This window comes from Actinoallomurus sp. NBC_01490, assembly GCF_036227085.1.
GTDB classification, from domain to species: Bacteria; Actinomycetota; Actinomycetes; order Streptosporangiales; family Streptosporangiaceae; genus Actinoallomurus; species Actinoallomurus oryzae.
On sequence record NZ_CP109433.1, the window covers coordinates 6,324,754 to 6,350,313 of the forward strand.

Here is a 25,560-nt window from a genome sequence, read left to right on the forward strand (position 1 = left end):
TCCCTGATCCGGTGGCCGGCGACGGCGAGGTGATCATCGACGTCAGGGCGGTCGCCGTCGAGAATGTCGACAAGGCGATCGCGGCCGGTACGCACTACGCCGGCGAGACGTACATCGGCCGGTTTCCGGTGATCCCTGCCTTCGACGGCATCGGCACCCTCCCAGACGGCACGCTCGTCGGGTTAGGTGACATCCGCCCGCCCCACGGCGCGCTTGCCGAGAAGGTCGCGGTGCCGCAGGGCTCCTACGTACCGATCCCCGACGGCATCGCCCCGGCCGTGGCGACCGTGATGGCCTCGGCCATCACCGCGATGTCGATGAAAGCGGCCGCGGGGTCGGTTCCCGGGGAGACGGTGCTGGTGCAGGGCGCCACCGGGGTCGCCGGGCGGCTCGCGGTCAAGGTGGCCCGGCTGCTGGGCGCCGGCCGGATCGTCGCCACCGGCCGAGACGACAACCAGTTGCGTGAGGTACGGGCCATCGGAGCCGACACGGTGATCAACACCGCGGTCTCCGACGAGGCGCTGGCGCAGGCGTACCTCGACGCCAGGGGGGACGGCTACGACGTCGTCGTGGACTACCTGTGGGGCAGGCCCCCAGCGAGATCCTGCTGCGCGCGCTGGTGCCCCGGTCGTTCGCGTTCGGCAAGCCGACCCGGGTGATCCAGATCGGCGAGTCGGCCGGCGCCGAGCTCGCCCTCGCCGCGTCGAGCCTGCGCACTTCAGGTGTGGAGATCTACGGCGCGGCCAAGGGGCTCGCCCCGCAGACCATGGACGAGGTGTACCAGCAGATCGTGACATGGACGCGGTCCGGCGAGCTCACCTTCGACGTGGAGAAGGTCCCGCTGAGCGACATCGAGACCGCCTGGCAGCGAACCGACCTCAAAGGCAGGCGACTCATCGTGATGCCATGACCGCCCCGCGCCCACGATCGACAGTTCCACGGTGCGCACTGAGGATGACGGTGAGGTCGAAGGAGCCGACCGAGGGCTCGGGCAGGGTGCGCGGCACCGCTGCCCCGTCTCAATTGTTTGACGTCCATCGAATCGTACTCTAGCGTCCATCGTGTGATGATTCGACAGACATCAAACGATTTGCCGACCCGCCGCCTGGTCATCCTCGCCGTCGGCACGTTCGTTCTCGGCGTCGACGGTTTCGTGCTGGCCGGGCTGCTCCCCGCGGTCGCCCGCAGCCTGCACGTCGGCGTCGCGCAGGCCGGCCAGCTGACCACCGCGTTTGCGATCGCGTACGCGCTCGGCTCGCCGCTGATCGCGACCGTCCTGGGCCGATTCGACCGGCGGGTGGTGGTCGGCGGCGGGATGGCGGTCTTCCTTCTCGGCATGGTCGGCCAGGCGCTCGGCCCGACCTATGGGGTGGTGATGGCCGGCCGGATCCTGTCGGCGCTGGGCGCGGCCGCGTTCCAGGCCAACGCGTACGCGGTCGTCGGGGTGCTCTCATCGCCGGAACGGCGGGCGCGCTCGCTGGCGATGGTCGGGGCCGGGTCCAGCCTGGCCACCGTCGTCGGGGTGCCGGTCGGGGCGCTGGTCGGACAGCAGATCGGCTGGCGCGCGACGTTGTGGGGAATCGCCGGCATGGCCGCGGTGGCCGCCGGCCTCTGCCTGGCGCTGCCCGCCGTCAGGCTGCCCGCCGCCTCGCTGCGGGAGCGGTTCCGCATTCTCCGCACGCCGAGCATGCTCCTGTTGCTCTGCGGCACCGCGCTCCAACTCGTGCCGCAGTACGCCGTCATCGGCTACATCGCCCCCATCCTCGGCGCCCAGGGACGGACCGCCACCCGGACGCTCCTGGCGCTGATGGTGTTCGGCGCCGCCTTCTTCACCGGGAACCGGCTGGTCGGACAGCTCGCCGACCGATGGGGTGGGCTCCGAGTGATCACGCTCGGTCTGAGCATCAGCGCGCTGGCGCTGGTGACGCTCTGGGCGGTACGGCCGAGTATCGTGCCCGCGCTCGCCGCCCTCGCCGCCCTCGGCCTGGTCGGCTCCTTCCAAGTGACCCCGCAGCAAACCCGCGTCTTCGCGGCCAGCGGCACGGCCGCGACCGTGGCGCTCGGGCTGAACGGCTCGATGATCTACGTGGGCAGCGGAGGCGGGGCCGCGCTCGGCGGTGGGGTGCTCGCGTTGGCCGGCGCCGGGTTCGTGCCCCTTGTCGCAGCGGGAGCAGCCCTGGTCGCGCTGACCTTCCTGCTGGCCACGGCGCCGGAACGCAAGGCAGCTCAAGGAGACGCCAGCTGCCGAAACGGCTCGTCTCTACCTACTGCGATCGCGGCTCGTCAGCCGACCGGTCGTTGAGTTACAAGATGACAAAAGGGAGACAGAGAATGTTGTCAAGTGTCACGGACCGTTTCACTCACCGCGTGACGTCGGCCGGGCCGGCCCAAGGGATGACGTTCGCGGGCCGGCGGCGATTTTCCGAGGGGGCGGACAACGAGGATCTTCCTCTTGTCGTCGCGGTGCACGGGGGCGGTTACACGTCTGCGTACTTCGACGTTCCCGGCTACTCGCTTCTGGACCGGGCGGCGGGGCTGGGAGTGCCGATCATCGCGATCAACCGGCCCGGGTACGGCGGTAGCAGTCCGGTCTCGCCTGATGGGTCGATGTTCCTCGCGAACGCCGCGGCGCTCGACCACCTCATCTCCGAACTGTGGGAAGCGACCGGGGCCGGCACGGCGGGTGTCTTCCTCATCGGCCACTCCATCGGCGCTCCGATCTCGATGGCGATCGCAGCGCGCAAGCCGAAGTGGCCACTTCTTGGCATGGCATTGTCGGGTTGCCTGCTGCGAGAGCCCAAGGACTTCGCTGACATCTGGGCGGCGCTCCCGGGTCTCACCCTGGATTCGCCACCCGACCAGAAGGCTGCGCGGATGTTCGGTCCGGACTGGACTCGGCGCGACGACATGCCGGAGGCCGGCTACTTCGCGAATGTTCCAGTTCTCAAGGCCGAACTGGTGGAGAGCGCGTCGACCTGGCAGAACATGTTCCGCGAGATCGCACCGCGGATCTCCGTGCCGGTCCACCTCCGCATCGGCGAATTCGACAGGCTCTGGATCACCGACGACGAGCAGGTCACCGAATTCGCCGCAGGCCTGACGTCTTCTCCGCGGGTCGACGCCGAGGTCTTCCCCGCGGCGGGACATGCCATCGACTACCACCGAGGTGGTGCCGCATTCCAGGTTCAGCAGCTTTCCTTCGCGCTGGACTGCGCAGCCCGCCGAATCACCAAGAGGAACTGAACCGGAACACCCTGGGCCGACCCAGGCCAACGCGCTCCAGGCTCCGGTAGTCGATTCACCAAGTGCCAACTTCCTCCGACACACGGCTACCTCGCGGCCGGTGACACCGACCCGAGCGGGGCCCGTCCAGTGGCGCCGCTGCGGCGCCGGGTACCGCCTGGTGGCGTCGCCCCGCCATCGCCTCGCGCGCATCCGAACGGAGGGCTGGTCAGCGCAGGGTCGCGATGCCGGCCAGGAAGATGTCGACACCGGCGAGGAACTGTTCGCGGTCGTCGTGTTCGCGCAGTCGCGTCGCCGCCTCGTGCACGAACGGGTACCGGCCGGCGTCCAGTCGGGTCCATTGTGCGGCGACGGCGGTGAGGAAGGCGTCTCGGTCGGTGTCGCCGCCGGCGAGATATCGGGTGTTGGCGGCGTTCTGCGCGGCGACGCCGAGGATGTAGTTCACCAGCGTCCCGGCCGCGTCGAAACGCGCTCTGGCGGGGACGCCGAGTGCGTTCAGCAGCCGGCCGATGTTCTCGTAGAACTCCAGCAGCACGGGCCGCCACGGTTGCCGGGAGAGTTCGGTGCCGACCCAGGGGTGCGCGTCGATCGCGTCGAACAGGCCCAGCGCGAGGCGACGCAGGGCCTCCGGCGGGTCCGCATCGACGACCACGCCGGCCAGGACATGGGCGATGACGTCGTCGGTGGCCGCCGCGAGCAGGTCGTTCCTGTCCGCGACATGATGGTAGATCGCTCCGTAGCCGGTGTGCAGGCGAGCGGTGAGCGCGCGCATCGTCAGAGCGGTCTCGCCGCCCTCGTCCAGAAGGTCGGTCGCGGCCTGGACGATCGCCTCCCTGGACAGCGCCTCCGCGCGCCGCGGGCTCCGCGGAGCCCGCGGCGCGGTCCCCTGCGTAGATCTCTTCGCCACAAGCACCAAGTATGACACCGATGGATTGCCGCTCCAAAGGTGCGCTAGCCTGAGTTGGATCGTCAATCCAACGATTGATCCAACGCGTGATCCAGTGCGGATCCACCGGGCTTGGGAGAGAACCATGACGACACCGGTCACGATCATCGGAGCCGGTCTGGGCGGCCTTGTGCTGGCCCGGGTGCTGCAGGTGCACGGCATCGCGGCCACGGTCCATGAGGCCGATCCCTCACCGGACGCGCGCCGCCAGGGCGGCCTGCTCGACATCCACCCCTGGAACGGCCGGCCGGCGCTGGAGGCGGCCGGCCTGATCGAGGGATTCCGCGAGCTCATCCTGCCCGGCCGCGAGTCCTACCGTGTCATGGACCAGACCGGGACCGTGCTGCTCGACATCCCCGACGACGGCACCGGCCGGCGCCCCGAGGTGCCGCGCGGCGCGCTGCGGCGGCTGCTGCTGGACGCGCTTGCGCCCGGCACTGTCCGGTGGGGGCACAAGGTCACTCGCGTGCGGGGCCTGGGCGAGGGCCGTCATGAGGTCGGCTTCGCCGACGGCACCAGCACTGTCGCGAGCCTGCTCATCGGCGCTGACGGCGCGTGGTCGCGGGTACGCCCGGTGCTGTCGGCCGCCACTCCCGAGTATTTCGGCGTCTGCAGCGTGGAGACGTTCCTGTTCGACGGCGACACCCGCCATTCCGCCGCCGCGGACGCGGTCGGTGCCGGATCACTGTTCGCGCTCGCGCCGGGCAGAGGCTTGCTGGCGCATCGGGAAGGCGACGGGACACTGCACGCCTACGCGCAGCTGAGGAAGCCCCAGGACTGGCTCGCCGACCTCGACACTGCCGATGCCGCGACCCTGACCGCGCAGGTCGTGAAGGAGTTCGACGGCTGGGCCCCCGAACTCACCGCTCTGATCACCGACAGCGACACTCCGCCGGTACTGCGCCGTATCTTCACCTTGCCGGCCGGGCACCGCTGGGACCGGGTACCCGGGGTGACCTTGCTCGGAGACGCCGCCCACCTCAGGCCGCCGAACGGTGAGGGCGCCAACCTGGCCATGCAGGACGGCGCCGAGCTGGGCCGGGCCCTCGCCGCGCACCCTGACAACGCGGAGGCTGCGCTCTCCGAGCACGAACGCGGCATGTTCGCCCGCGCCGCCGCCGTAGAAGCAGACGACGACATGTACGCGACCATGATCGATGGCGATGCTCCCCACAGCACGATCGCCCTGATGACCGGTTCCCAGCAAGATTCGTGACCCATGGGGCGGCTGCACGGCCGCGATCCCCACCCGGCCGGCGCGCTTCGAAGAAGCCGTTGGTGCCGGCGCTCCCGCGCTCGGCCGTCAGGCCGGCTGGACTTCGTCGAAGAGGGCGATGGCTTCGGCGGGGTCCGGGCTCACGAGGCGTTCCAGACCGGCCGTCGTGATTTTCGCCCACTTGCCGGCCCGTGCCCACATCTGTTCCTCGAAGGCGAGGACGGCCTCATCGAGATCTCCAGGACCGGAGGCGGCGGCGACGGACTCGGCGAGTTCGGCGCCTTCCAGCATCGCGAGGTTCGCGCCCGCCCCCAGCGGGGGCATCAGGTGGGCGGCGTCGCCCAGGAGCGTCACCCCGGGAACGTGGGTCCAGGTGTGGGACACGGGCAGGACGTAGAGGGGGCGGTGGACGAAAGCGGTGCCGTGGCGGAGGAGGTCGAGGACGGGAGCGGCCCAGCCGTCGAACAGAGCCAGCAGGCCTGATCGCACGGCCTCGACGTCGGCCAGGTCCAGGCCCGCGTGCCCGATCAGGCCCATGTGCCGCTCCAGGTTCGTGTGCCAGTCCAGCGGCGCGCGGAACTGGGCGTACGCCTTGACGTGGCCGCCACTGTTGCGCTGGGCGACGAGGGCGCGGTTCACGCCGTACACGGCCAGGGAACCGTCACCGATCAGCCGGGAGAGGTCGGGATGGCGAGTGTCGACGTCGTCCAGGGAGGTCTCGACCGCGGTGATGCCGGTGTAGCGCGGCGTCGCGGGCGAGACCGCCGGGCGTACTCGGGACCAGGCGCCGTCCGCGCCGATCACGAGGTCGAACGTCTCCTGCCGCCCGTCCGCGAACCGGACCAGCACGCCGTCCCGGGTCTCCGGCACCACCTCCGTCACGCTCCGCCCCCACTGAACGTCCAGAGGGCCGAGCAGCAGGTCACGGAGCTGCCCGCGGTCGATCTCGGGATGGGCCTGGTCATCTGGACGGGCCGGCCAGTCGCGGAGGACGGTCCCGTCCGTGTCCAGGATGCGCATGGCCTGCCCCTCGGGACGGGACAGCGCCTGGAACTCCGCCAGCAGCCCCGCCTTCTCCAGCGCGAGCCGGCCCAGCTTTTCGTGCAGGTCCAGCGTGCCGCCCGGGGGACGGGCGTCGGGGGCGGGATCACGTTCGAGAACGGTGACGGGGTGATCATGGCGGTGCAGGACGCGGGCGAAGGTAAGGCCGCCGGGGCCGCCCCCGATCACCGCAATACGGTGTCTCATGTCGATACACCGTATTGGGCCATTACGGTGTATCGCAAGAGTACGGTGTAACCATGTCTGTGTGGGACCGTCCGGAGCCGCCGACTCGCCCCGCGCCGCTCGACCGGGAGCGAATCGTCGCCGCCGCCGTCGCGCTGGCCGACGAGGGCGGGCTGGAGGCCGTGTCGTTGCGTAAGGTCGCGGCCCGGCTGGACGTCGGCCCGATGCGGCTGTACGGATACATCTCCACCAAGGAGGAGCTGTTCGACCTCATGGTGGACGAGGTCTACGCCGAGATCCTCCCCGAGGAGCAGCCCGGTGACTGGCGGGAGGTGCTGCGCGTCCGCGCTCACCGCACCAGGCGGGCCGCCCTCCGTCACGAATGGCTGGCCGACCTGCTCGGCGGCCGTCCGACCCTGGGCCCGAACGCCCTCGCCGTGACCGAGGCCACGCTGGCCGCCCTCGACGGCCTCAGCGACCTCGACACCGTCATGCGCGCGGTGGAGACCGTCGGCGCCTATCTCACCGGCGCGATCAGGCGCGAGATCGCGAACCTGCGGGCCGAGCGCGACACGGGCATGTCCAAGCGCGAATGGCAGCGCGCCTCCGGCCCGCATGTGCGGAAGATGCTGGCCACGGGCCGCTTCCCGGCGCTGGCCAAGGCCGTGTACGACGGCACGGAGGTGGACGCCGAGGTGTCCTTCGCGACCGGCCTGGACTGGGTCCTCGACGCCGTGGCCGCCAAACTCACCCAGCCGCCGACGTGAGCAGCCGCGCAGTGCGGGCGTATCACACCGCCGAGGAGCTCATCGAAGGTGAGCGGTCCGCGACCATCCGACGCCGGCTCACCGACGGGACCGCCTACCGGATCGTCAAAGTCCCGCACCGGCCCGCCGACCTTGAACGGCAGCTCGAACGGATCGGCTGGTGCATCAAGGTCCACCCGACCTCTGGGCCGTTTTTCTGGGGAGAGTGAAGCCGGGCACCTCGAGACGTCGTCCCCTGCCTCCTTCGCGGCTCTGGCAGAAGGATGGAGGGTCGCCCCGGCGTCAAGGTCAAGACGAACGGCCCGCAGGCGACGGGCGGGTTCTGCCTCCCGTGGTGGCCACGGCGGCTCGACCGAGTCTGAGGCGGCTATCCTGCGCGAATGCTCAAGGCGGGGACGGACGTCGAATTGGCCGTATCGGCAGCGCAGGCGGGAGCCGCCGTGGTGCGCCAGATGTACGGGGAACCGCTGGCGCGGTTCGAGAAGTCGGCCGGCGACTTCGCCACGGCCGCCGACCTGGCGGCGGAGAAGGCCATCCTCGACCTCCTCCGGACCGCCCGGCCGGACGATGCCGTGCTGGGTGAGGAGAGCGGCCGTACGGGCACCGACGGCGCGGAGCGCATGTGGCTGGTCGATCCCCTGTGCGGCACGTTGAACTACGCGGTCCGGAACATGCTGGTCGCGGTGAACGTCGCCCTGCGCGTGGAGTCGCAGATCACGGCGGCGGCATCGGCCGATCCGTTCAACGACGAGGTGTTCTGGACCGACGGCGAGCGCGCCTGTGTCCGCCACGACGGCGCGGACGCGGAACTCGCACCGTCACCGGACTCGCACCTGGTGGACGTCAACCTCGATCCGCCGTTCCCGAACGCACCGCGCTTCCGTGCGGTCCGCCTCCTCGCCGACACCGAGTTCGCCGAGCGGTTCCGGCCGCGTGTCGTCTCCACCACTCTGGCGGTGGCCTGGGTGGCGGCCGGCCGGCGAGCCGCCTACGTCACCGACGGCCACCTGCGTGACAGCGTGCACTTCGCCGCCGGGATCGCCCTGTGCCAGGCCGCCCGTTGCGTCGTGACGGGAATCGACGGCCAACCCCTGCACACCGGTGCGGGCGGGCTGGTCGTGGCCGCCGACCCGGAGACGCACGCCGCGCTGCTGAAGATGATCCAAAATCAGGTCTCGTCCGACCGGTGACGAGCAGGCCGAGAGGCGGGGCGAGCGATGAGCGGGCCGCACATCGCCTGGACGGAGCGCACCGTCGTACGGGACGGGGTCCGGCTGGTCGCACGCGACCATGGAGGCGCCGGGCGTCCCGTCCTGTTCCTGCACGGGCTCGCCGGGTACGGCGGCGAGTGGGACGCCACCGTCGCCGGGATGCGCGGGCGGTACCGCGTGGTGACGCTGGACCAGCGCGGGCACGGCGCGAGCGAACGCCGTCCGCCCGGCGGTGACATGTCCCGGTCGGCGTACGTGGCGGACGTCATCGAGGTCGTCACGGCGCTGGGCCTGGACGACGTCGCCCTGGTCGGGCAGTCCCTCGGCGGGAACACCGCCATGCTGGTCGCCGCCGCCCGCCCCGATCTCGTACGGGCGCTGGTGATGGTCGAGGCGGGCGCCCGCGGCATGGTCACGCGTGAGGTGGACCGGATCGGTGCCTGGCTCGATTCCTGGCCCGTGCCGTTCGGCTCCCTCGACGCGGCGGCGGAGTTCTTCGGCGGCGGCCCGGCCGGAGCGGGCTGGGCCGCCGGGCTGGAGCGACGGGCCGACGGATGGTGGCCGCGGTTCGACGCCGGGCTGATGGTACGGTCCCTGGCCGGCCTGGTGCGCCCGTCCTTCTGGAGTGAATGGCGGCAGGTGGCCTGTCCGGCGCTCGTCGTCCTCGGCGAGTCCGGCATCATCCCCCTCGACGAGCAACGGGAGATGACGTCGGCGCGGCCGGGCACGGCGATGGTGACCGTGCCCGGCGCCGGGCACGACGTTCACCTCGACGCCCCGGAGGCGCTGCGGGCCGTGCTCACCGGCTTCCTGGAGCGACACCTCTGATCGCCGTGGTGTCCGGCGGATGGAGGCACGGTCAGCGGCGGGCGCGGGCGAGGACGAGCAGCAGCATCAGGCACAGCCCGGCGGTGACGGCGGCGAAGTACCGTACGGCGACGAGGAGCCCGACCGCGGTGGCGAGGAAGCCGACCCCGACGACCGGTACGCCGACGCCGAGATAGAGCACCACGTAGAAGCTGGACAGCACGTCGGCGTGGCGGCCGGGAGGAGCCGCCTGGTTCACCGCGGTGAGACCTCCGAGGAACACCAGGCCCTGGCCGGACCCGGCGATCACGGTGGCGACGAGCAGCAGCGGTAGCGAGGAGACCGTGCCCGCGACGGCGAGCAGCACCAGCCCCGTGGCCAGCAGCGGAAGCCCGGCGGATTCCAGGCGCCGTGCCGGCCGGCCGTAGCCGGCGAGTTGGGCGAGCGTGGAGCAGGCCAGCATCAGCGCGACGGCCGCACCGCCCAGCAGAAGGTTGCCGCTGCCGGACAGCTCGGCGACGTACGGCGGAACGAGAGTGAGGAACAGCCCGATCACGGCGAAGGCCAGGAAGCTCGCCGTCCCGCTGGTCGCGAACACCGTCCGCATGGCGGCGGGGATCTGCGGGCGGCGCGGAACCCATCGGGCGCCGGAACGCTTCGCCGGCAGTGTCGCGATCGCCGCCCAGGCAGGTACGAGGAGCACGAGCTCCACCGCGAACGGCAGCACGTGCGGCGCCGGCGCGTACTGGGCGAGCAGCCCGGCCACCACCGGTCCGAGGCCCAGCCCGCCGGCGGAGGCGACGGTGGCCACCAGGGCCGCCCTGCGGCGGTCTCCCCCGGGCTCCAGCTCGGCCAGCGCCGCGGTCAGCGGCCCCGAGGCCGCGCCGAGCGCGGCCCCCTGCAAGATCCGGGCCGCGAACAGCCATGCCGTGCCCTCCGCCAGGGCGAACACCAGCGAGCCGAGGGCGGCCAGGGCCACCGCCGGCACCAGTACGGCGCGACGCCCCACCGCGTCCGACAGCGGGCCGGCCACCAGCAGCGAGGGGATCAGGACGGCCGCGTAGACGGCGAAGATCAGTGTGACGACCAGCGGCGAGAAGCCGAACCGCACCGCGTACCCGCGGTACAGCGGCGTCGGCAGGTTCGTGCCGGTCAGCAGGATCAGCAGCGCGTAGGCGACGGCCCAGAAACGCCATCGCCGGGGCCGCGGGTCCGGGTCCGGCGAGCGGCGGTCGTGGCCGGGCGTCCGGCCACGGCGCGCGGCGGTGAGGAGGAACGGCATTCGCGAGCTCCCATCATGTTCGGGAAACGCGAACATAGCAGATGTTCGGACTTATCGAACATGACGGTTATGCTGGACGCCATGGCCAGCCGGACCGCGACCGAACTCCTGCATCCCGCCCGCGACGAGCTGCGGTTCACCACCGTGCTGGCCGCTCTCAGCGACCCGGTCCGGCTGGCGATCGTCGCCCGGCTCGCCGACGTCGAGCCGGACGGCGAGCTCGCGTGCACGACGTTCGCGCTGCCGGTCAGCAAGTCCACGCAGAGCGGCCACTTCAAGGCCCTGCGCGAGGCCGGGGTGATCCGCCAGCGGGACGAGGGCACACGGCGGCTCAACCGTCTGCGCCGCGACGACCTCGACGCCCGGTTTCCCGGGCTGCTCGACCTCGCCATCCCCCAGGGGCGCCAGGTCGTCGCCGGCTGGTGACGAGCGCCGAGGGAGGTCAGGCGCTGCCGGTCTGCTCGCTCATCACAGGCGTTAGGCTGCGAAGAATCGGCGGAATTATCACGGGGGATCCGGCTTGCCCGAGCAACGAGAGCTGCGCGCCGGCTGCGCGAACTGTTTCGCGCTGTGCTGCGTCGCACCGGCCTTCGCGGCCTCGGTGGACTTCGCGATCGACAAGGGCGCCGGGCGGCCCTGCCCCAACCTGCACGCCGACTTCCGCTGCGGCATCCACGCGGACCTGCGTGACAAGGGCTTTCGCGGCTGCACCGTCTACGACTGCTTCGGCGCGGGCCAGAAGGTCTCCCAGAGCACCTTCGGCGGCCGCGACTGGCGCGACGGGCCGGACACCGCGCGGCGGATGTTCGCGGTCTTCCCGGTCATGCGGGACCTGCACGAGCTTCTGTGGTACCTGACCGAGGCGCTGGCCCTGCCCGCGGCGCGCCCGCTGGCCGACCGGCTCGACCACAAGCGCCGGGAGATCGAGCGTCTCACCGAGGGCGGCCCCGACGACCTGCTGAAGGTCGACGTCGCCGCGTGCCGGCGCGAGGCCAACACGCTGCTGTCGCGCGCCGGCGAGCTCGCACGCGCGGGAACGCCCGGACGCGACCACCGCGGCGCCGATCTCATGGGCCGGGACCTCAGCGGCAGGGACCTGCGCGGCGCGAACCTGCGCGGCGCCCTGCTCATCGGCGCGAACCTGAGGAACGCCGACCTGGCCGGCGCCGACCTCACCGGGGCCGACCTGCGTGACGCCGACGTGCGCGGCACCGACCTGAGCCGGAGCCTGTTCCTCACCCAGGCCCAGCTGGACGCCGCGAAGGGCGACGCCCGAACCCTCCTGCCGGCCGCACGGGTACGCCCCGCGCACTGGCTCGGCGCGGTGCCCTAGTCGGCGACGGCCTTGGCCAGGAACTCCCCCTGGGCGGCCAGTTCACGCTCGGCGACCGTCAGCGGGTGCGAGAGGAACCCGTGGGCGGCCTCGGCGATGACCTCCAGCGTCGTCTCGTTGCCCGCCGCGCGCCAGCGCGCCTCCATGAACAACGTGTCGTCCAGCAGCAGGTCCCGCGTGCCGACGACGAACCGGGCCGGCGGAAGGCCGCTCAGGTCCGCGTACAGCGGGGAGACGTCCGGGGCGCGACGCGCCTCGACGTCGGTGCCCGGCACGAACTGGTCGTAGTACCAGGCCATGATCGGCGTGGACAGGGCGAGGTTCAACTCGCCCCACAGCCGCTGGCTGGGCGTCATCGACAGGTCGAAGACCCCGAACGTCAGCTGGGCCGCGCGGAACCCCCGCCCGCCGAGGCGCAGGAGGGTGACCGCGGACAGGTGCGCGCCGGCCGATTCGCCGCCGATCGTCAGCCGGTCCGTGCCGAACTCGCTCCGCGCGTTCGCGACCAGCCAGCGCGCCGCGTCCTCGCAGTCGTCCGGGGCGGCCGGGTAGGGGTGCTCGGGCGAGAGCCGGTAGTCGACGCTGACCACGGCCATCTCGGCGGCCTGCGCGAGCCGCCACAGCAGCCCGTCCTGGTCCGCCGCCGAGCCGAACGTCCAGCCGCCGCCGTGGATGTGCAGGTGAACGCCGCGGACGACCGGAGGCGTGAACACGCGCAGCGGGATCCGCCCGGCACGGCCGGGGATCGCGCGGTCCTGGCCCACGTCCAGGCGCACCGGGGCCGGGAAGGCTCCCTCGCCGCGGGCCCGTGCCGCCCGCGACACCACGGGGTCGTTCACCTCGTGATGCGCCGGGAGAGCGGCGAGAGTCTCGGCCAGGGTCTGGTTGAACGCGCGCGTCTCCTCGACGACGTCCGCGCCGGTCGTGATCAGCATCGTCCCAGCGTGCCGCAGGCCAACCTGGCCACGAAACCCCCCAGACGGGCGAAAATCACTTCGCGCTCCCGCCGGGCCGGTCACTACCATCGACCGGTGCTGTCTCCCGAGCTCCCGATCAAGACCGAACGGCTGCTGCTGCGCCTCTACACCGAGAACGACCTCGACGACCTCGCGGACATCCAGTCCCGCCCCGACGTGACCCGCTACCTGTACTGGGGCCCGCGGGACCTCACCCAGACACGCGGATCGCTCGCCATGAAGATCGCCGCCTCCGGGTTGAGCAAGGAGGGCGACAACCTGACGCTGGCCGTGGAGCTACCCGAGACCGGCAAGATGATCGGCGATGTCCAGCTCTTCTGGACCAGCGAGGAACACCGGCAGGGCGAGATCGGCTACATCTTCCACCCCGACCACGGCGGGCACGGTTACGCCACCGAGGCCGCCGAGGTGATCCTGCGCCTGGCCTTCGAGGGGCTCGGCCTGCATCGTGTCGTCGGCCGCCTCGACGGCCGCAACACCGCCTCCGCCCGGGTCCTCGAACGCCTCGGCATGCGCCGCGAGGCGCATCTGGTGCAGAACGAGATGGTCAAGGGCGAGTGGACCGACGAACTCGTGTACGCGATGCTCGAGGACGAGTGGCGCGCCCGCCGCACCGTCACGACCGCTCGCTGACGGTCCGCTCGAAGTCCAGCAGCCGCCGCTTGCGGTCCAGCCCGCCGCCGTAGCCGGTCAGATCGCCGTTCGCGCCCACGACCCGGTGGCAGGGCACGATGATGCCGATGGGGTTGTGGCCGTTGGCCAGGCCGACGGCGCGCGCCGCGGTGGGCCGGCCGAGCCGGTCGGCGAGCTGCCCGTACGACACGGTCCGCCCGTACGGGATCGCCCGAAGCGCCTCCCAGACCTGCCGCTGGAACGGCGTGCCGGCCATGGCGAGCGGCAGGTCGAAGCTCGTGCGTCTCCCGGCGAAGTACTCCTCCAGCTGCCGCGCCGCCTCGGCGAAGGGCACGTCGTCCCGGTCGCCGAAGGTCTCGGGTTCGGGCCGGTACCGCTGCCGGTCCATGTACAGGCCGGTGAGCGCGCCGTCGGCGCCGACGAGCGTGAGCGGGCCGAGCGGACTGTCCACGACGGTGTGGGGCATGGGGTGTTCCTGATCGGGTCGGGGGCGGAGGGGCTTCAGGCGGGGATCCGGTTGATGGCGTGGTCGCCGGTGGCCCACAGGTGCTGCACCGCGTACGCGCGCCAGGGCCGCCACGCCGCGGAGTGGCGGATCAGCGCCGCCGGGGTGCCGGGCAGGCCCAGGTGCCGCGCGGCGATGCGTACGCCCAGGTCGGTGGCGGTGAAGGCATCCGGGTCGCCGAGGGCCCGCATGGCGATCGTCTCGATCGTCCAGGGACCCAGGCCGGGCAACTCGCCCAGCCGCACCCGTGCCTGGGCCCAGTCGCTGCCGGGCCCCAGGTCGATCTCGCCCGCGGCGAGCGCCGCCGCCAGGGTCGTCAGCGTCACGCGGCGGGCCCGGGGGAACGCCAGCGTCGCCGGGTCGACCTCCGCCAGCGCCTCGGAGGCGGGGAACAGGTGGGTCAGCCCGCCCTCGGCGTCGGTCACCGGGTCGCCGATGGCGCTGACGAGCCGGCCCGCGTGCGTACGGGCCGCGGCGGTGGACACCTGCTGGCCGAGCACGGCGCGGACGGCGAACTCCGCGCCGTCCGCGGTGCGCGGCACCCGCCGTCCGGGACTCTTGTCCACGTACGGCGCCAGCACCGGATCGCGGCGCAGCAGATCGTCCACGGCGACGGGGTCGGCGTCCAGATCGAGCATCCAGCGGCATCTGCTGATCGCGTTGGCCAGGTCGCGCAGGTCGGTGAGGGCCAGCCGGCAGGTGACGTGCTCCGCGCCCGGCCGCAGCGAGACGATCCCGTGGCCGTGCGGGAGCCGCAGGGTGCGCCGGTACGCTCCGTCGCGCCACTCCTCGACGCCGGGCACGGCGGTCGCCGCCAGGTGACCGAACAGGTTGTCCGGGCACAGCGGCGCGCGGAACGGCAGCCGTAGCGTGAGCGTGCCGGATGTCTCGACGGGCCGGCCGCGGCCGACGCGGTGGCGCAGCTCGGTCGGCGAGAGCGCGAAGACCTCCCGCACCGTGTCGTTGAACGTGCGGATGCTGGCGAACCCGGCCGCGAACGCGATGTCGCTCATCGGCAGCGTGCTGGTCTCGACCAGGAGCCGGGCGGTCTGTGCGCGCTGCGCGCGGGCCAGCGCGAGAGGGCCGGCACCCAGTTCGGCGCGCAGCTGACGTTCGATCTGCCGGGTGCTGTAGCCCAGCCGTGCGGCCAGGCCCGGCACGCCCTCACGGTCGATGACACCGTCGGCGATCAGCCGCATCGCGCGGGCCACCAGGTCGGCGCGCTCGTTCCACTGCGGTGAGCCGGGGCTGGCGTCGGGACGGCACCGCTTGCACGCGCGGAACCCGGCCTGCTGGGCCGCCGCGGCGCTGGGGTAGAACCGCATGTTCTCCGCCTTGGGCGGGACCACCGGGCAGCTCGGCCGGCAGTAGATCCCGGTGGTCAGCACCCCGGTGAAGAACCAGCCGTCGAACCTGGCGTCCTTGGATCGTACGGCGCGTACGCAGCGTTCCACGTCCTCATGCATGCGCTCCAGCATCGCCTCTGGCCACCGGCCTCCGCTAGCGAGAATCCGACATCAACGTGCGGCGCCCCGAGGATGGCCCGCAGCGGTCGTCTCAGCCGATTTCACGGTCGTCTCGGCCGGCGGGAGGAGGATCCGCCGGCTCACGTGCGGGCAGGCCGCGCAGCAGGACGTCCAGGAACAGGTCGAATCGCGGCCGGCCGTCGCCCAGGTCCAGGGACTGCTCCTGGGCGGCCAGCCAGCTCACCAGCGAGGTGCCGAAGATGTACCAGCTCTGCTCGGCCAGTTCCGGGGGGACGCCCGCGCCGGTGAAGGCGCGGATGACCCCGGCCCGGAGCCGCCCGAACGACTCGGCGTTGTGGCGGTGCGGACGGGCGGTGCGCGTCGCGTAGCCGGGGACGGCGAGGAACTCATCGTGCATCGACCAGGCCAGGCGGCGCAGCCAGGGCCGCCACTGGCCTTCCTCGGGCTCGTCGGCGGGCAGGATCCGCTCCACCAGTACGTCGCTGACCAGGTCCATCAGCTCGTCGCGGTCGGAGATCCACCGGTACAGCGCGCCGTGCGTGACGCCGAGGCGGGCCGCGAGTTCCCGCAGCGTCAGGGTCTGCAGATTCGACGCCAGCGCGGCGGAGACGATCTGCTCGCGGCTGAGCTGCGGCGGGCGTCCTCGCCGCGGCCGGTGCGGCGCTCCCTTGGCGTCCTGTCCGGCGCGGCTGGCCATGGGCCTGAGTCTACGGCCCGCCGGAGGCGACACTCCCGCCACCGGAGTCGCGGCCGTCCGCGACCGAAGCCGCCCGTCACCAGAGCCCTCCGGGACCGGCCCGCCCACGGCGCGGCCGGCTCGCGCCGCACTGCCCCACCCACGCGGAGGCCGATATAGTGACCAATGGTCACTAATTAGGTTAGGCTTACCTTTCATGAGCGCGAAGCCAGGTTCTCCCCTCGCGGCCGGTACCGCCTCCGGGCCGGTCGCCCGTGCCGGCTCGGGCGGCGCACCGGTCCTGGCGCCGGCGTGCGCCGGGGTGTTCGTCATCATCCTGGACGCGACCATCGTCTCCGTCGCCCTGCCGGACATCACCGCCGACCTGCGGTTCGCCCCCGCCGACGTGGCCTGGGTGGTCAACGCCTACACGCTGGCCTTCGCCGGGCTGCTGCTGCTCGCCGGACGGCTGGTCGCCAACCACGGGACCCGCGCGATGTTCCTGACCGGCGTCTGTTGCTTCGGCGCGGCGAGCCTGGCGTGCGGGCTGGCTCCCCAGGCATGGGTCCTGATCACGGCCCGCGCGGTCCAGGGCGCCGGCGGGGCGATCGTCATGCCGGCCACGCTGACCATGGTCACCGGCGCCTATCTCGACCCCGCGGCGCGCAGCCGCGCGCTGGGGCTGTGGAGCGCCGTCGGAGCCGCCGGTGCCGCCGCCGGCTCGGTGATCGGAGGCGTGCTCACCGACCTGGCCGGCTGGCGCTGGGTGTTCCTGGTCAACGTCCCCCTCACCCTGGCCATCGCGGTGGCGACCGTGGTCGTCACTCCCCATGCGGACCGCCGGCCCGCGCGGGCCCGGCTCGACGTGGTCGGCGCGGTCCTGGCCACGTGCGGGCTCACCGCCCTGGTCTACGGCGTGCTCGACAGCGCCGACGACGGCTGGTCATCGCTCCCGGTCGTCGTCTCGCTCGCCGCCGCGGCCGTACTCCTGGTCGTGTTCGTGGCCCACCAGCACCGGTGGGCGGGTGCGCCGCTGGTGCCGCTCGGCCTGTTCGGCTCCCGCCCGGTCGCCGCCGCGAACGCGGTGATCTTCTGCCTCGGGCTCGGCTTCTTCGCCAGTCCCGTCCTGCTGTCGATCTACCTGCAACAGGCGCTCGGCTACCCGCCGATGCGGGCCGGGCTGGCGTTCCTGCCCGCCGCCGGCGCGCTGTTCACCGGCGCCCAGCTCGCCGGACGGCTCACCCACCGCCACGGCGTCCGGGTGGTCGCCGCCGTCGGCGCCCTCCTCGCCGCCGCCGGATTCACCTGGCTGGCCCGCCTGGGAGCACACACGCGTTACTGGCCCGCGATCGCCCTGCCGCAGGTCCTGTTCGGCCTCGGCATCGGTGTGGCCTTCACCCCGATCACCGTCGCCGCCACCGCCGTCCCCGCCGACCTGGCCGGGGTGGCCGCCGGCGTACTCAACACCGTCCGTCAGGTCGCCGCGGCGGTCGGCCTGGCCGTACTGTCCACACTGGTCACCGCCCACTCCGGCCACACCGACGGCTACAGCCTCGCCTTCGGCGTCGCCGCCCTCATCGCCGCGATCGCCGCCGCCGGCGCCGCACTCCTGCTCCCCCGGCGCCCCGCGGACACTCCGCCGGCGGCATGAGGCCCCCTCGCCGAGCCGGCGGAGCCGTCGGACGGAGCCGAGATCACAGCGGCAGCTTGAATCCGTCGTGGCTGCGCACGAAGCCGAGCGAGGCGTAGAAGCGATGGGCCTCGGTGCGCCGTTTGTTGCTGGTGAGCTGCACCAGTGTGCAGCCGCGGGCACGAGCCCGGTCGATGGCCCAGGTGAGCATCGTACGGCCGAGGCCGGCCCCGCGCCGGTCGGCGCGTATCCGCACCGCTTCGATCAGCGCGCGCTCCTGCCCGTGACGTCCCAGACCGGGGATATAGGTGAGCTGCAGACAGCCGAGGACCGTACCGTCGCCCTCGTCGAGGACCACCATCTCGTTGCGCGGGTCGGCGTCCACCGCCTCGAACGCGTGCGCGTACGCCTCGTCGACCACCACGGTCGCCGGATCCACGACCGCCCGCTCATCGGACAACAGCGCGATGATCGCGGGCAGGTCCCGCCGTGTCGCAATACGGAAGAGCATCTCGGCAGAATGACAGACGACCGGCCCGATCGCGGCCGGCCTGGGCTTCCGGGGGCAACCAGCCTCGGCGCGGTGCTCGCACATGCCGAGGCCGCCACCGACCAACGCGGATACCGGTCGGCCTTCGCCCGCGAGCAGATCCCTCGCACCCGGTGCCGGGCGCTGGAAGGAACGGACAGCGATGGGGCCGGGCTCGCGATCAATGGCACCCGAGCTGCGGCCCGGTCGAGTGCTTCGCCTTCGCTGAGGTCCGTGGCACCGCTAACCGGCTCTTCGGTGAGTTCCTCACCGGCCTGAACTGAGACCGCCGTCCTCGGAGGAGGGCAGGAACCTGAGCAGGGAGGCGCCCTGCTCCCCGAAGTGGGTGAGGGCGGAATGCCGGCACTCGTGCAGGCCCAGCCCGTCCCCGGTCCGCACCCGGCGGTGTGTTCATCGAGCAGAGCGCGGGGCGGGTCCGATCGGGCTGCGGGGATTGGCTCGGTTTGCGGTGTGATCGGCTCTGGCCTGGACTCAGGAATGACGATCCGCATGTCCCACTGTTACGGACGGTGACCAAGGATGGCTGTCGGCGGCTCCCCAGGTGACCGCGCGACATGAGCGGCGAGTCGTGAGCCGCCGTGGGTGATTCTCGGAGGCAGCTGTGGTTCATCGGTATGCCCGTGCGGTGGCGGGCGTGATGATGGCCGGCGCCGCGGTGCTGGCCGGCGGGCCGGGCGGTGATGCCGCCGCGAAGCGGCAGGGAACCAGCCTGGTGAATGAGACGTTCCGGCTCGCGACCGCGGATCCGCGGTTCCGCGCCTTCGGGGCCGCCTGCCTGACCGGTGCTCCGCGTGGGGCGGCTCCGCCGGCGGGCGAGCACCCACTGGGCGGCTGCACGTCCACGCCGGTGGGGCCGGTGCCGCCCGGGTCGGCCTCGCCGTTCGGGTACCTGCAGTTGACCGATGCGAGTAACGACCAGGTCGCGGCCGCGCTGTTCGACTCGCCGATCCCCTCGAGCAACGGCCTGGAGGTCACGTTCGAGCAGTGGCAGTACGGTACGACCACCCCCGAGTTCTCGCCGGCCGATGGGATCTCCTTCTTCCTCACCGACGGCGAACAGGAGCTCACCACGCCCGGAGCGTTCGGGGGCAGCCTCGGGTACGCGCAAAAACTCCCCGACGACGATCCGGCCAACCCGTTCCTGCCCGGCGTCGACCACGGCTATCTCGGGGTCGGCCTGGACGTCCTGGGCAACTACTTCGGCGACTGGGAACACCGCGGGAACGGGTGCGAACAGCGCTCACCCGCGGGCACGGTCTTCCGGATCCCGGCTCCGGGCCCGAACATGGTGACCGTGCGCGGCCCCGGCAACGGCACCGTCGGTTACTGCTTCGTGACCGCGACGACCTCGAACTTCACCACCACGGGTCCGTGGCCCTCCACACTGCCCGGACAGCTCCAGGGCACCCTGACATCGATTCCGCCCGACGCCACGCCCGAACAAGCCCAGGCCCTGCTCGAGCCCAGCAGGCGCACCGTGCGGATCCGCATCACCCCCGCACCGGACCCCCAGGTCAGCATCGACATCGACTTCCAAGACGGCCAGGGCTTCCAACGCGTCCTGGACTTCGCCGCACCCCAGCCGGTTCCGGCCGGCTACCGGTTCGGCTTCGCCGCCTCCACCGGCCTGTTCACCGACGTGCACCTGATCCGCAACCTCACCGTCTCCAGCCTCACCCCGATCACCCCACCCACGCCACCGGCTCCTCCCGAACCTCCGGCTTCTCCCGAACCTCCGGCGCCGCCGCGGCCGAAGGAGAAGCCATCCGCGACGGTCCCGCGGGCCCACCGGCACCCGCAGGCCGTGGCCGTACAGGGCAACAAGAACAACCTCGACCTGCATCTTCGCAGCCACCACCATCACGGTGGCCTCGACACCAACCGGCAAGACGACACCCGAGTGCACCACGTCCGACACACCCGTTAGCCTCCACGGCCACGACCCGCAGACGGGACCGCCTGCGAGAAAGCGCCTGGTCACGGCTTTGCGGGATCGTCGGTGATCACCTCGCCGACGCTCGATGATGACGCCAGACGAGCGTGTAACGCCAGAACAGCCGGCGGCGCAGTCGTGCGCCGGGCAGGGCCGCTCGGGCGTCGCGGACGATGTCGGGGAAGCTCATCTCGGCCGGTCGGGTCAGGGCCGTCATCGAAACCGGACGAGGTGCTGCGCGACCCTTGTTCTTGAGCCAGCCCGTGGCGACGTTGAGCGGGACGGCCGCGGCCGCGAGCAGGTGGTCGGCGGGAGTCGTCGGGCGCGACAGCCCGAGAACCACCAGGGTGCCCCCGGGCGCCAGGTGCCGGCGGAAGACGGCGAGAGCGTCGGTGAACGGCAGGTGGTGGATCGCGGCGACGCAGGTGATGACGTCGTAGGGGCCGTCGGGGACGCCGGTCAGCGCGTCCGCGGTCGTGAAGGTGACGGGAGCCGCCGGAGGGGTCAGCTCCCGGGCCCGGGCGGTGATCTTCGGGTCGGAGTCGATGCCGAGCACCCGGTCGGCGCGTGCGGCCAAGAGCCTGGCCAGGTCGCCGCTGCCGGAGCCGACGTCCAGGGCACTGCCGAAGCGCCGGGGCAACTGCCGCAGGATCCACGGGTGGTAGTGGGCGTTGTGGTCCCAGGGGTGGGCGGCGTTGAACCGGTGAAGTGCCCCGAGGACACAGGGCGGCAGTGTCGGCATGGCGTCAGTCCACCAGGTCTCTGGTTCGCCGACCAGGCGATCTCCTACCCGTACGTGCGGTGTGCGGCGTTTGTGGCATGCTCCCGTTCATGTTCAACCGGCTGATCGCGGGCATCCTGGCACCCGCCATCGTCCTCGCCGGCTTCTACCTGTGGGGCCGCTCCCACCCCTACACCGTGACACGGTCCACCGAGATCGCCGCCTCCCCCGCCCGGGTCTGGCAGGTCCTCACCGACCTGCGCTCCTACGACCGCTGGAACCCCGAGATCACCGACGTGGACGGCCGCCTCGCCGTCGGGGAGACCCTGACCCTCCGCCTGCACTCCAGCGGCGGCACCTCGACCGTCCGCCCGACCGTACGGGCGGCCGAGGCGGGCCGTGAGCTGCGCTGGTTCAGCCACTATCACGAGGTCGGCGGGCTGGCCGACGGCGAGCAGCGGTTCACGATCGAGGCGGCCGGCCCGGGGCGGGTGCGGTTCACCCAGGCCGAGACGTTCCGCGGGATCGCCGTGCCGTTGTTCCACGGGAGCCTGGCCGCGAGCTGCGACCGCTTCGACGCGATGAACGCCGCGCTGAAGAAGCGTGCCGAGTCAGGCGAGTGAGGCCAGCGCCCGCGCGGTGTCGTCCGGGCGCGACAGCATCGGGTAGTGCCCGGTCGGCAACGGCACCACCTGGGGCACCCCGTCGAAGCCGGCCATCATCGGATCCTCGTCCGCGAACATCTGCTTAACCTGCTCCTCGGCGAAGACGCAGGCGATCAGCGTCTCCGGCACGGGCGTGCGACGGGTCCGCCGCAGCGGCTCGGTCGCGGTCGCGAACGGCTGGGGCACGCTCCGTTCGCGTAGCAGCGCCAGGTCGGCCGGGCCCAGGCCGGCCAGGTTGCGCGGGTCCTCCGCGACCTCGGCGAACGGCGGCGGGGGCAGCCGCCAGCCCTCCCCCTCCGCCGCGACCCGCTTCTCGATCTCCGCACGGGCCTCGGGCGGGTTGACGTCGAACTGCCGCACCCCGTCCGGCAGCGGCACCGAGTCCAGGTAGACCACCCGGCTCAGCCGCTCGGGGACCCGGTCGGCGGCCTGCGCCACCGGCATCCCGCCGCCGCTGTGCCCCACGAGGATCACCTCCCGCAGGTCCGCGTACCGCAGGGTGTTGACCACGTCGAGGGTGTGGGTCTCCACGCCGACCTCGGGCGTCGCCAGGTGTGCCCGGTCACCGAGTCCGGTGAGCGTCACCGGATGCACCTCGTGCCCGGCCGCCCGCAGGCGGGCGCCGACCGCCTCCCACACCCAGCCGCCGAGCCAGAACCCCGGGACCAGTACGAATGTCGCCATCATGCGTCCTTTCTCTTCGTCTGACCCGAACCTAGAGCCGAATCCGGACAGTGTCGGTCCGGTATAAAGAGCAGAATTCGCCCGGGGAGGAACCGATGTCCCATCCGACCACCCGCGTGCTGGCGATGCTCGAACTGCTGCAGGCACGCCGGGAGCTCACCGGCCGGGAACTGGCCGACGCGCTCGGCGTGGACGAGCGCACCGTACGGCGTTACGCGCTGCGCCTGGCCGACCTGGGCATCCCGGTGGAGGCGCGGCGCGGCCGGTACGGCGGTTACCGGCTGCTGCCCGGTTACAAGCTGCCGCCGCTGATGTTCAGCGAAGACGAGGCGGTGGCGGTCGTGCTCGGCCTCCTCGTCGGGCGCCGCCTCGGGATCGCCACCGACGGGGCGCTGGAGAAGATCCATCGCGTCCTGCCGGCGTCGTTGCGGGACCGCGTCGCCGCTCTGCGCGAGACCCTCGGGTTCACCCTGGCCCCGCGCGAGGCGTCGTCGCCGGACGCCTCCGCGCTGCTGGTCCTGGCCGCCGCGGCGCGCGACCGGCGGCGGGTGCGGCTGCGGTACCGCTCCTGGCGAGGCGAGGACAGCGAACGCGAGCTGGACGCCTACGGCCTGGTGTTCCACTCCGGCCGCTGGTACGCCTCCGGGCTGGATCACCGGCACGGCGAGGTCCGCACCTTCCGCGTCGACCGGATCGCGGCGGTTGAGCCGCTTCAGGTCACCTTCCCCGACCCGGGCGAGTTCGACGTCGTGGCGCACCTGACCGCCTCGCTCGCGTCCGTGCCGTACGCCCATGAGGTCGAGGTCGTGCTGCGGACGACGTTGACGGAGGCCAGGCGGCGGCTGCCGCCGACGGTGGCGACGCTCACCGAGGTGCCCGAGGGCGTGCTGCTGCGCGCCCGCGCCGAACGCTTGGACGGCATGGCGAGAATGCTGGCCGGCCTCGGATGGGCCTTCACGGTCCGCCGGCCGCAGGAGCTGCGCGGAGCCGTACGGGAGCTGGGCGAGCACCTGCTCCGGTCGGTCGAGGGCGCGCAGGACCCGCTGTCCGGCTGACCGGCTCGCCGTGGTCGGTGAACGCCTCGGCCGGCCGTGGCAGAGTCGTCGCGCGGACCGCCGGCCCTGAACCGGGAGAGGAGTTCCCGCCGGTCACCGGGTCGGTGCGACCAGTCCTGATTGGTAGGCGAGGATGACGAGTTGGACGCGGTCGCGGGCGTCGAGCTTGGCGAGCAGGTTCGCGACGTGGGTCTTGGCGGTTCCCGCGCTGATGTGAAGGTGGGCGGCCAGTTCGGCGTTGGACATGCCGCGTCCGACGAGCGTGAGGACTTCGCGTTCGCGTGCGGTGATGCGGTCGAGTTCCGGTACCGGAGCCGGCTCGGGGCGGCCGGCGAACTGTGCGATGAGGCGGCGGGTGACGCCCGGGGCGATCAGCGCGTCGCCGGCGGCCACCACGTGGACGGCGGTGAGGATGTCGTCGAGGGCCATGTCCTTGACGAGGAAGCCGCCGGCGCCGGCGCGGAGCGCGGCGTAGACGTTGGCGTCGGTGTCGTAGGTGGTGAGGATGACGACACCGGTCGCCGGAGAGTCCGCGGTGATCATCTGGGTGGCCTCGATGCCGTCCATGCCGGGCATCCGGATATCCATGACGACCACCTCAGGGCGCAGTTCCCGGGCCAGCCGGACGGCTTGGGCTCCGGTCGCGGCCTCGCCGACGACCTCGACGTCCGGGGTGGTGTCGATGACCATGCGCAGGCCGGCGCGGACCAGTTCCTGGTCGTCGGCGAGGACGACGTGGATCGTCATCGCGCCTGTCCGGCGTCCGTGGGCAGGGGCAGCCGCGCGCTGACCAGAAAGCCGCCTTCGGAGCGTGGGCCCGCGCTGAACCGGCCGTTCAGGAGAGCGACTCGCTCGCGCATGCCGGAGATCCCGTACCCCGATCCGGCGTCACCCGTGCCGTTGTGTCCGTCGTCGGTGATCTCGATGCGCAGTTCGTCGGGACGGTGATCGATCGACACCCGGCACCGGCGGGTGCCCGCGTGGCGGATCACGTTGGTCACCGACTCCTGGATGATACGGAAGGCCGCGTGGTCGACGGTGGGCGGCAGCGGACGCCGTTCCCCGTGGCGTCGTACGTCCATCGTGACGCCGGCCGTCGCCGTGGTCGCGGTCAGCCGGTCCAGGTCGGCCAGTCCCGCGAGCGGTGTGACGTCCTGGGGCGTCGTCTCGGGTTCGGCTTGGCGGAGGACGTCGAGCATGCGTCGCAGTCCGTGCAGGGTCTGCCGGCTGGTGGCCTCGATCGCCCGCAGCGAGGTCCGTGCCTGCTGTGGCGCGGTGTCGATGACCCGGCTGCCCGCGCCGGCCTGAATGGCGATCACCCCGATGCTGTGGGCGACCATGTCGTGCAGCTCACGGGCGATCCGCAGCCTCTCGGCGGTGACCGCTTGGACCGTCGCGTGGGCGCGGAGCGTCTCGCCGTACTCGCGCCGCTGACGCAGCGAGGTCCCCGTCAGCCAGGCCGTCACGACGCTCACGGCGAGCAGCACCGTCAGAGCGACGAACCCCGGTACGAGCAGGCGATGCGGTCCTCCGTCCTCGACCAGGCCCACCTGCCAGGTCGCCTCTTGGACGACGAGCGCGGCGGCGGTCGCCGTCAGGCCCTGGCGGCGTGTCCGCGTGGCGGTGACGAACGCGACCAGCAGGTCCGTCGTGACGAACAGCGGCCAGACCTGCTCGGCCCGCAGTCCGAGCGGCGCAGTCGCCGCGGTCGCGGCCAGCAGCACCCCCAGGGCCGGCCATGGGCGGTGCCGTGCCCAGCCGAGCGGCGCGGCCAGCGCCACCGTCACCGCCACCAGGCCGGCGGACAGGTCGTTCCCGGGGCTGCCGGGCTCGGCGCCGCCAGTGATCGTGGCGCACAGCACGAGGGCCGGTCCAGCCACCGCGCACGCGGACAGCACGGTTCGCGCGATGGGCGACGTGTGTCGCGAGGGCGGAAGGTCCGGTGTCATCTGGTGCACGGGCGGATCGTACGGGTCCGGCCACCGCCCTGGCGTCAGCCTCGAGACCTATGC

Annotated in this window: 29 protein-coding genes; 16 read left to right on the forward strand and 13 right to left on the reverse strand. The window is 72.2% G+C overall.

The features are described from left to right. Positions 1-11: 11 nt before the first annotated feature. The 4 genes from OG417_RS29555 to OG417_RS29570 all read left to right on the forward strand — a co-directional run bounded on the left by OG417_RS29555 (position 12) and on the right by OG417_RS29570 (position 3,243). Positions 12-659 (forward strand): zinc-binding alcohol dehydrogenase family protein, encoded by a 648-nt coding sequence (locus OG417_RS29555; protein ID WP_329235356.1) that lies wholly within the window; start codon positions 12-14, stop codon positions 657-659. After that, complete coding sequence (locus OG417_RS29560) at positions 656-910, forward strand: hypothetical protein (protein WP_329235357.1); 255 nt, start codon at positions 656-658, stop codon at positions 908-910. The genes OG417_RS29555 and OG417_RS29560 overlap by 4 nt, the downstream gene beginning before the upstream one ends. Positions 911-1,090: 180 nt before the next feature. After that, positions 1,091-2,302, forward strand: coding sequence for an MFS transporter (locus OG417_RS29565; RefSeq protein WP_329235359.1), 1,212 nt, complete (start codon positions 1,091-1,093; stop codon positions 2,300-2,302). Between the two features lie 65 nt (positions 2,303-2,367). Then, entirely contained in the window at positions 2,368-3,243 is an 876-nt protein-coding gene (locus OG417_RS29570) for an alpha/beta fold hydrolase (protein ID WP_329235362.1), read from the forward strand. A gap of 208 nt (positions 3,244-3,451) precedes the next feature. On the opposite strand, the gene OG417_RS29575 is transcribed toward OG417_RS29570, so the two are convergent. Further along, entirely contained in the window at positions 3,452-4,150 is a 699-nt protein-coding gene (locus OG417_RS29575) for a TetR/AcrR family transcriptional regulator (RefSeq protein WP_329235365.1), read from the reverse strand. 124 nt (positions 4,151-4,274) lie between these two features. Between OG417_RS29575 and OG417_RS29580 the strand changes: the two genes are divergently transcribed. Continuing rightward, positions 4,275-5,405 carry an FAD-dependent oxidoreductase gene (locus OG417_RS29580; protein WP_329235368.1) on the forward strand — a complete coding sequence of 377 codons (1,131 nt, stop codon included), beginning with the start codon at positions 4,275-4,277 and terminating at the stop codon, positions 5,403-5,405. An 87-nt stretch (positions 5,406-5,492) separates the two neighbouring features. Here the strand turns inward: OG417_RS29580 and OG417_RS29585 are convergent, their stop codons facing one another. Further along, positions 5,493-6,653 carry an FAD-dependent oxidoreductase gene (locus OG417_RS29585; RefSeq protein WP_329235371.1) on the reverse strand — a complete coding sequence of 387 codons (1,161 nt, stop codon included), beginning with the start codon at positions 6,651-6,653 and terminating at the stop codon, positions 5,493-5,495. A 53-nt stretch (positions 6,654-6,706) separates the two neighbouring features. Here OG417_RS29585 and OG417_RS29590 point away from each other — a divergent pair, with 53 nt between their 5' ends. The 4 genes from OG417_RS29590 to OG417_RS29605 all read left to right on the forward strand — a co-directional run bounded on the left by OG417_RS29590 (position 6,707) and on the right by OG417_RS29605 (position 9,438). Beyond that, positions 6,707-7,399: a TetR/AcrR family transcriptional regulator gene (locus OG417_RS29590; RefSeq protein ID WP_329235374.1), complete on the forward strand. Its 693-nt coding sequence runs from the start codon at positions 6,707-6,709 to the stop codon at positions 7,397-7,399. Continuing rightward, positions 7,396-7,608 carry a hypothetical protein gene (locus OG417_RS29595; protein ID WP_329235377.1) on the forward strand — a complete coding sequence of 71 codons (213 nt, stop codon included), beginning with the start codon at positions 7,396-7,398 and terminating at the stop codon, positions 7,606-7,608. The genes OG417_RS29590 and OG417_RS29595 overlap by 4 nt, the downstream gene beginning before the upstream one ends. Positions 7,609-7,779: 171 nt before the next feature. After that, positions 7,780-8,589, forward strand: a complete 810-nt coding sequence (locus OG417_RS29600; RefSeq protein WP_329235380.1) for an inositol monophosphatase family protein — start codon at positions 7,780-7,782, stop codon at positions 8,587-8,589. Between the two features lie 27 nt (positions 8,590-8,616). Then, on the forward strand, positions 8,617-9,438 hold the full coding sequence (locus OG417_RS29605) for an alpha/beta fold hydrolase (protein ID WP_329235382.1): 822 nt from the start codon (positions 8,617-8,619) through the stop codon (positions 9,436-9,438). Between the two features lie 31 nt (positions 9,439-9,469). Here the strand turns inward: OG417_RS29605 and OG417_RS29610 are convergent, their stop codons facing one another. Further along, positions 9,470-10,699, reverse strand: coding sequence for an MFS transporter (locus tag OG417_RS29610; RefSeq protein ID WP_329235385.1), 1,230 nt, complete (start codon positions 10,697-10,699; stop codon positions 9,470-9,472). A gap of 81 nt (positions 10,700-10,780) precedes the next feature. Here OG417_RS29610 and OG417_RS29615 point away from each other — a divergent pair, with 81 nt between their 5' ends. Both OG417_RS29615 and OG417_RS29620 read left to right on the forward strand, forming a co-directional pair. Then, the gene (locus OG417_RS29615; RefSeq protein ID WP_329235387.1) at positions 10,781-11,125 is read left to right on the forward strand and encodes an ArsR/SmtB family transcription factor; all 345 of its coding nucleotides are present in this window, start codon (positions 10,781-10,783) and stop codon (positions 11,123-11,125) included. 94 nt (positions 11,126-11,219) lie between these two features. Continuing rightward, positions 11,220-12,032, forward strand: a complete 813-nt coding sequence (locus OG417_RS29620) for a pentapeptide repeat-containing protein (RefSeq protein WP_329235390.1) — start codon at positions 11,220-11,222, stop codon at positions 12,030-12,032. On the opposite strand, the gene OG417_RS29625 is transcribed toward OG417_RS29620, so the two are convergent. Then, positions 12,029-12,967, reverse strand: coding sequence for an alpha/beta hydrolase (locus OG417_RS29625; protein WP_329235393.1), 939 nt, complete (start codon positions 12,965-12,967; stop codon positions 12,029-12,031). The genes OG417_RS29620 and OG417_RS29625 overlap by 4 nt on opposite strands. Before the next feature lie 96 nt (positions 12,968-13,063). On the opposite strand from OG417_RS29625, the gene OG417_RS29630 reads away from it, so the two are divergent. Next, on the forward strand, positions 13,064-13,642 hold the full coding sequence (locus OG417_RS29630; protein ID WP_329235395.1) for a GNAT family N-acetyltransferase: 579 nt from the start codon (positions 13,064-13,066) through the stop codon (positions 13,640-13,642). Here OG417_RS29630 and OG417_RS29635 read toward each other — a convergent pair. From OG417_RS29635 to OG417_RS29645, 3 genes are all read right to left on the reverse strand, one after another. After that, positions 13,626-14,108, reverse strand: a complete 483-nt coding sequence (locus tag OG417_RS29635; RefSeq protein WP_329235398.1) for a methylated-DNA--[protein]-cysteine S-methyltransferase — start codon at positions 14,106-14,108, stop codon at positions 13,626-13,628. The genes OG417_RS29630 and OG417_RS29635 overlap by 17 nt on opposite strands. A gap of 35 nt (positions 14,109-14,143) precedes the next feature. Then, positions 14,144-15,613, reverse strand: a complete 1,470-nt coding sequence (locus tag OG417_RS29640) for an AlkA N-terminal domain-containing protein (RefSeq protein ID WP_329235401.1) — start codon at positions 15,611-15,613, stop codon at positions 14,144-14,146. 91 nt (positions 15,614-15,704) lie between these two features. Then, positions 15,705-16,331, reverse strand: coding sequence for a TetR/AcrR family transcriptional regulator (locus tag OG417_RS29645; RefSeq protein ID WP_329235403.1), 627 nt, complete (start codon positions 16,329-16,331; stop codon positions 15,705-15,707). 196 nt (positions 16,332-16,527) lie between these two features. Here OG417_RS29645 and OG417_RS29650 point away from each other — a divergent pair, with 196 nt between their 5' ends. Then, entirely contained in the window at positions 16,528-17,961 is a 1,434-nt protein-coding gene (locus tag OG417_RS29650) for a DHA2 family efflux MFS transporter permease subunit (protein WP_329235405.1), read from the forward strand. A gap of 43 nt (positions 17,962-18,004) precedes the next feature. On the opposite strand, the gene OG417_RS29655 is transcribed toward OG417_RS29650, so the two are convergent. Continuing rightward, a complete protein-coding gene (locus OG417_RS29655) occupies positions 18,005-18,451 on the reverse strand; it encodes a GNAT family N-acetyltransferase (protein WP_329235407.1) in 447 nt (148 codons plus the stop codon). Positions 18,452-18,736: 285 nt separating this feature from the next. Beyond that, positions 18,737-18,868 carry a hypothetical protein gene (locus tag OG417_RS29660; protein WP_329235409.1) on the reverse strand — a complete coding sequence of 44 codons (132 nt, stop codon included), beginning with the start codon at positions 18,866-18,868 and terminating at the stop codon, positions 18,737-18,739. 223 nt (positions 18,869-19,091) lie between these two features. Between OG417_RS29660 and OG417_RS29665 the strand changes: the two genes are divergently transcribed. Next, positions 19,092-20,417 (forward strand): lectin-like domain-containing protein, encoded by a 1,326-nt coding sequence (locus OG417_RS29665; RefSeq protein ID WP_329235413.1) that lies wholly within the window; start codon positions 19,092-19,094, stop codon positions 20,415-20,417. 76 nt (positions 20,418-20,493) lie between these two features. Here the strand turns inward: OG417_RS29665 and OG417_RS29670 are convergent, their stop codons facing one another. Next, positions 20,494-21,165, reverse strand: coding sequence for a class I SAM-dependent methyltransferase (locus tag OG417_RS29670; protein WP_329235416.1), 672 nt, complete (start codon positions 21,163-21,165; stop codon positions 20,494-20,496). Between the two features lie 89 nt (positions 21,166-21,254). On the opposite strand from OG417_RS29670, the gene OG417_RS29675 reads away from it, so the two are divergent. Next, entirely contained in the window at positions 21,255-21,767 is a 513-nt protein-coding gene (locus tag OG417_RS29675) for an SRPBCC domain-containing protein (RefSeq protein WP_329235419.1), read from the forward strand. Here OG417_RS29675 and OG417_RS29680 read toward each other — a convergent pair. Then, positions 21,756-22,493, reverse strand: a complete 738-nt coding sequence (locus OG417_RS29680; RefSeq protein WP_329235422.1) for an alpha/beta fold hydrolase — start codon at positions 22,491-22,493, stop codon at positions 21,756-21,758. The two genes, OG417_RS29675 and OG417_RS29680, sit on opposite strands and share 12 nt — an antisense overlap. A gap of 95 nt (positions 22,494-22,588) precedes the next feature. On the opposite strand from OG417_RS29680, the gene OG417_RS29685 reads away from it, so the two are divergent. Then, the gene (locus OG417_RS29685) at positions 22,589-23,548 is read left to right on the forward strand and encodes a helix-turn-helix transcriptional regulator (protein WP_329235426.1); all 960 of its coding nucleotides are present in this window, start codon (positions 22,589-22,591) and stop codon (positions 23,546-23,548) included. A 93-nt stretch (positions 23,549-23,641) separates the two neighbouring features. Here OG417_RS29685 and OG417_RS29690 read toward each other — a convergent pair whose 3' ends face one another. Together OG417_RS29690 and OG417_RS29695 are read right to left on the reverse strand one after the other, a co-directional pair. Further along, positions 23,642-24,295, reverse strand: coding sequence for a response regulator transcription factor (locus OG417_RS29690; protein ID WP_329235429.1), 654 nt, complete (start codon positions 24,293-24,295; stop codon positions 23,642-23,644). Then, a complete protein-coding gene (locus OG417_RS29695; protein WP_329262718.1) occupies positions 24,292-25,497 on the reverse strand; it encodes a sensor histidine kinase in 1,206 nt (401 codons plus the stop codon). The genes OG417_RS29690 and OG417_RS29695 overlap by 4 nt, the downstream gene beginning before the upstream one ends. Positions 25,498-25,560 lie beyond the last annotated feature (63 nt).

Excerpts from the sequence above, each read along its gene's own strand:
- OG417_RS29680 (WP_329235422.1), bottom strand. The coding sequence starts at position 22,493 with ATGGCGACATTCGTACTGGTCCCGGGGTTCTGGCTCGGCGGCTGGGTG.
- OG417_RS29655 (WP_329235407.1), bottom strand. The coding sequence starts at position 18,451 with ATGCTCTTCCGTATTGCGACACGGCGGGACCTGCCCGCGATCATCGCG.
- OG417_RS29600 (WP_329235380.1), top strand. The coding sequence starts at position 7,780 with ATGCTCAAGGCGGGGACGGACGTCGAATTGGCCGTATCGGCAGCGCAG.
- OG417_RS29635 (WP_329235398.1), bottom strand. The coding sequence starts at position 14,108 with ATGCCCCACACCGTCGTGGACAGTCCGCTCGGCCCGCTCACGCTCGTC.
- OG417_RS29625 (WP_329235393.1), bottom strand. The coding sequence starts at position 12,967 with ATGCTGATCACGACCGGCGCGGACGTCGTCGAGGAGACGCGCGCGTTC.
- OG417_RS29590 (WP_329235374.1), top strand. The coding sequence starts at position 6,707 with ATGTCTGTGTGGGACCGTCCGGAGCCGCCGACTCGCCCCGCGCCGCTC.
- OG417_RS29585 (WP_329235371.1), bottom strand. The coding sequence starts at position 6,653 with ATGAGACACCGTATTGCGGTGATCGGGGGCGGCCCCGGCGGCCTTACC.
- OG417_RS29640 (WP_329235401.1), bottom strand. The coding sequence starts at position 15,613 with ATGCATGAGGACGTGGAACGCTGCGTACGCGCCGTACGATCCAAGGAC.
- OG417_RS29670 (WP_329235416.1), bottom strand. The coding sequence starts at position 21,165 with ATGCCGACACTGCCGCCCTGTGTCCTCGGGGCACTTCACCGGTTCAAC.
- OG417_RS29615 (WP_329235387.1), top strand. The coding sequence starts at position 10,781 with ATGGCCAGCCGGACCGCGACCGAACTCCTGCATCCCGCCCGCGACGAG.
- OG417_RS29675 (WP_329235419.1), top strand. The coding sequence starts at position 21,255 with ATGTTCAACCGGCTGATCGCGGGCATCCTGGCACCCGCCATCGTCCTC.
- OG417_RS29685 (WP_329235426.1), top strand. The coding sequence starts at position 22,589 with ATGTCCCATCCGACCACCCGCGTGCTGGCGATGCTCGAACTGCTGCAG.
- OG417_RS29605 (WP_329235382.1), top strand. The coding sequence starts at position 8,617 with ATGAGCGGGCCGCACATCGCCTGGACGGAGCGCACCGTCGTACGGGAC.
- OG417_RS29610 (WP_329235385.1), bottom strand. The coding sequence starts at position 10,699 with ATGCCGTTCCTCCTCACCGCCGCGCGCCGTGGCCGGACGCCCGGCCAC.
- OG417_RS29580 (WP_329235368.1), top strand. The coding sequence starts at position 4,275 with ATGACGACACCGGTCACGATCATCGGAGCCGGTCTGGGCGGCCTTGTG.
- OG417_RS29650 (WP_329235405.1), top strand. The coding sequence starts at position 16,528 with ATGAGCGCGAAGCCAGGTTCTCCCCTCGCGGCCGGTACCGCCTCCGGG.
- OG417_RS29690 (WP_329235429.1), bottom strand. The coding sequence starts at position 24,295 with ATGACGATCCACGTCGTCCTCGCCGACGACCAGGAACTGGTCCGCGCC.
- OG417_RS29695 (WP_329262718.1), bottom strand. The coding sequence starts at position 25,497 with ATGACACCGGACCTTCCGCCCTCGCGACACACGTCGCCCATCGCGCGA.
- OG417_RS29645 (WP_329235403.1), bottom strand. The coding sequence starts at position 16,331 with ATGGCCAGCCGCGCCGGACAGGACGCCAAGGGAGCGCCGCACCGGCCG.